We start from the raw sequence: 3,349 nt of genomic DNA, 5'->3' as shown, positions 1-3,349 counted from the left end.
CCCTTAATGCCCATTAAGTTTAGAAATGAACTTTTAGAAAGGGGATTTGAATTGATTGAGGTGCCGGAAACTGAGTTTGATACTCTGGGAAGCAACGTTCTTGCCCTGGCCCCTAGGAATTGTGTTATGGTGGCTGGAAATCCTATCACAGAAAAAGCATTATTATCCGCAGGATGCAAGCTTAGGACCTATAGTGGGAACGAGATCAGCATTAAAGGCGGCGGCGGACCAACCTGCCTAACGCGTCCTATGAAAAGACGACTATGATCACATTTTTAAATAGAAGTCGCGCGTAAGTTCAACATAAGCTTGTGTGTATAAATGTCGTTTTTCTTCTATCACCAGTTCGTCTGTCTCCATTGGTACTTTTCGGAATGAGAAAGCCAGCAAACTGCGCTTAGTGGCCGTTTCGGCCGTCCCTTTAACTCGGGTGGCCTTTATTAAGAACAACCCACTTAGCTCTGCCAACTGTACAAAAGCAACTTTCTCCTTATAAGGTATGACTACCGAAAATATACCATTCGGAGATAATAATTCAGCTACACTATTCACCAATTCTTCGAAAGGCAAAGCACTCGCTTGCCGGGCCTTGTCTCTGGACCTGTCCCCACTGGGCATGTCCTCTTTATAGAATGGAGGGTTTGATACAATCAGATCATAGGAATCTTCCGGTTCTTTCATGAACATCTTTAGTGACGCATGATAACAGAAAAGTCGATCCCCCCAGGGCGAAGCCTCAAAATTCTCCACACATTGTTCATAGGCATCGGGTTCAATTTCCAGCGCGTCTATTTGCTCTGCATCACATCGTTGTGCCAGCATCAACGCCAGTATTCCCGTCCCACTACCAATGTCTAAAATACGTTTTGGGTTCTCATCTACAGGGGTCCAGGCTCCTAACAAAACACCATCTGTGCCAATTTTCATGCCGCATCTGTCTTGAGCTACTGTAAATTGTTTGAATTGAAAAGCTGACCCCAAAAGTTTTGAATTAAGTGGTTTGGTGTAGGATATTACTCGGTATCTAAATACAATGATACCAATCCTTCCGGTGCGGTAATGTAGATCGTCTTATTAGCGCGGTCTATTTTACTAATGATCTCGTCATTGATGGGGATCAATACCTGTTTTCCTTCTTTCTCGGCTTCAAAAAGAGCCTGGGCGGCCGAATCATTGACGCTGGTTATAGTCCCTATATTGCCATATACACTATCCATAAGCGTAAATCCACTTACCTCGTGATAATAGAATTGTGTGCCGCTTAACCTGGGTAAGAATTCCAAGGGTAAATAAATTTCAGATCCCAGGATACGGTCTGCGTCCGACTCGTCTTTTATCTCTTCAAAACGTACCCGCAGCAGGGACGATCTATGCAGTGAACTTTTTTCAATAAAAAAAGGAACCAGATTATTCCCTAAGGAGATAAATACTGATTCCAATTTTTCGTATTGCTCAGGTTCATCGGTGTCTAATTTTAGGAGCACCTCCCCTTTAAAGCTATATTTTGAAACGATCTTGCCCAGGTAGAAACAATCTTCCTTACGCGTCAATCGTTTTCCCATTATTCTTTTTCTGGAGCAGGTTTTGCATCTTCAGCAGCTGCTTCCTCTTTAGCAGGCGTTTCTTCGGCAACGGCTTCAGTCGCAGCAACTTCTTCTGCGGCTGGCGCTTCTTTGGCAGTAGCTTCGGGAGCGGCGGCTTCAGCTGCAGGGGCTTCAACAGCCTCTTCAGCTTGTGCTACAGATTCCTCTGGTGCCGGAGCTGTTTCCAAGGCAGCTACCTCTTCTTCTGCAGGAACAGCCTCTGGAGTTTCTGGCAATTCAGCCTCGGCAGCGGCCTGAGCTCTTTTTGCATTTACTTCTTTTTCTGCTTCAAGGGCTTTTTTACGAGCTTCTTGTTGTGCTTTGCTTAGGTTCTCCTCTTTCTTGGCAACAGATTTTTCCTTCTCGGCTATCCAAGCCTGAAATTTAGCTTCTGCTTCTTCTTCAGTAAGGGCACCTTTGCGAACGCCACCTAATAAGTGATGTTTCAATAAAACACCTTTATAAGATAAAATACGTTTTGCGGTTTCAGAAGGCTGTGCTCCATTGTTTAACCACTGCACGGATTCTTCTATCTTCACTTCTATAGTTGCAGGATTGGTATTAGGATCGTAGATTCCTAATTTTTCCAGAAATTTTCCATCTCGTTTTGCACGGCCGTCTGCAGCAACGATCCAATAAAATGGTTTACCTTTTTTTCCGTGTCTTTGTAGTCTGATTCTAACTGGCATATCACATTAATTTTGTAGGGTGCCCGACCCTCGATTATTAATTCTTTGTTTTCTCTACTTTATTAGAGCGTGCAAATATACACTTTCTATTTAATTTACCATATAAATACACTTCAGATTTGGCTCCTTTTTTTAGTAGAGATTAGGCATTAACACTCATTAAGAACTTTTGTTAAATCTCTGCTAAAGTCCCGTATTTACTTGGTTTATTGAGATATTCTGTTATCTTATAGAAAGCTGTTGATAGTCAACGGCACTTAAATTAAAATGAAGATAGATTAATGAAGTACACTGAAAAAATTTCAAACAAGTTAAACGATTTACTAATTCTTACGTATGACGCCAAACGCGGATATAAACTGGCTGCTGAAAAAGTAAATAACCCCACCATCAAAAAGTTTCTGGAAGACAAAGCCAATCAACGATACACTTTCGGACATGAATTAAAATCCGAGATCGTGGAATACGGCAACTTGCCAGAGGATAGCGGAAGTATCAAAGGAGACTTCCACAGAGCGTGGATGAAATTCGTCACCACCATAAGTTCGAATGATTCCGAACGGATGTTAGAGGAAGTAAATCGTGGAGAAAAAAAGATCTTAAACTCTTACAATGATATATTGAATAATAAGGAATGGATCTTGCCAAACACAACCAGAGACTTGCTCTCAAAACAAAGAGATGCCATCAAATCAGCTCTGGAAACCTCAAAAATGTACGAAGAAGTAGTATCCTAATATACTTAATAATGCAGCATAAAAAAACCCGGATACATCCGGGTTTTTTTATGCTTAAAATCCATTAAATCTAACCTTTCTTCCTGATTGATTAATTCAATTTGAACAAGATTTTATTTATTGAATTATTTCGAACGTTTCTTTTTTTCTCTTTTTGTCATTTCTTCGGTTATTAGATCATCATTGATCAATGCCATGGTAAAATCCCCTTTTTTAAGTCGGCTAGCCCCCTCTTTGGTCATAAATACCGGATTCAAATGAGAATAGAAGGAATTTCCATCAGACATTTTTCTACTACCCCATAGCATCTCATCTTCCAATTGGTTGAGATAAAATACTC

At 40.9% G+C, this 3,349-nt stretch carries 6 protein-coding genes; 2 read left to right on the top strand and 4 right to left on the bottom strand.

Going from position 1 to position 3,349, the window contains the following annotated elements; translation table 11 throughout:
• The coding region (locus WBM49_RS09915) for an arginine deiminase family protein (RefSeq protein WP_424371895.1) at positions 1 to 267 on the top strand (267 nt) is incomplete at its 5' end.
• Here the strand turns inward: WBM49_RS09915 and WBM49_RS09910 are convergent.
• The 3 genes from WBM49_RS09910 to WBM49_RS09900 all read right to left on the bottom strand — a co-directional run bounded on the left by WBM49_RS09910 (position 268) and on the right by WBM49_RS09900 (position 2,272).
• Entirely contained in the window at positions 268 to 927 is a 660-nt protein-coding gene (locus WBM49_RS09910; RefSeq protein WP_424371894.1) for a tRNA1(Val) (adenine(37)-N6)-methyltransferase, read from the bottom strand.
• A gap of 86 nt (positions 928 to 1,013) precedes the next feature.
• A complete protein-coding gene (gene rimM, locus WBM49_RS09905) occupies positions 1,014 to 1,562 on the bottom strand; it encodes a ribosome maturation factor RimM (RefSeq protein ID WP_424371893.1) in 549 nt (182 codons plus the stop codon).
• Positions 1,562 to 2,272 carry a 30S ribosomal protein S16 gene (locus WBM49_RS09900; RefSeq protein WP_424371892.1) on the bottom strand — a complete coding sequence of 237 codons (711 nt, stop codon included), beginning with the start codon at positions 2,270 to 2,272 and terminating at the stop codon, positions 1,562 to 1,564. The genes rimM and WBM49_RS09900 overlap by 1 nt, the downstream gene beginning before the upstream one ends.
• 281 nt (positions 2,273 to 2,553) lie before the next feature.
• Between WBM49_RS09900 and WBM49_RS09895 the strand changes: the two genes are divergently transcribed.
• Positions 2,554 to 3,009 (top strand): ferritin-like domain-containing protein, encoded by a 456-nt coding sequence (locus tag WBM49_RS09895; RefSeq protein ID WP_424371891.1) that lies wholly within the window; start codon positions 2,554 to 2,556, stop codon positions 3,007 to 3,009.
• A 125-nt stretch (positions 3,010 to 3,134) separates the two neighbouring features.
• Here WBM49_RS09895 and WBM49_RS09890 read toward each other — a convergent pair.
• On the bottom strand, positions 3,135 to 3,349 hold a 215-nt coding region (locus WBM49_RS09890; protein WP_424371890.1), incomplete at its 5' end, for a hypothetical protein.

The sequence above is a fragment of the Muriicola sp. genome (genome assembly GCF_049669965.1).
Lineage (GTDB): Bacteria > Bacteroidota > Bacteroidia > Flavobacteriales > Flavobacteriaceae > Muriicola.
The sequence above is the reverse complement of the archived record's forward strand: the minus strand, read 5'-3'. Positions and strand labels throughout refer to the sequence as shown.

Excerpts from the sequence above, each read along its gene's own strand:
- WBM49_RS09910 (WP_424371894.1), bottom strand. The coding sequence starts at position 927 with ATGAAAATTGGCACAGATGGTGTTTTGTTAGGAGCCTGGACCCCTGTA.
- rimM (WP_424371893.1), bottom strand. The coding sequence starts at position 1,562 with ATGGGAAAACGATTGACGCGTAAGGAAGATTGTTTCTACCTGGGCAAG.
- WBM49_RS09900 (WP_424371892.1), bottom strand. The coding sequence starts at position 2,272 with ATGCCAGTTAGAATCAGACTACAAAGACACGGAAAAAAAGGTAAACCA.
- WBM49_RS09895 (WP_424371891.1), top strand. The coding sequence starts at position 2,554 with ATGAAGTACACTGAAAAAATTTCAAACAAGTTAAACGATTTACTAATT.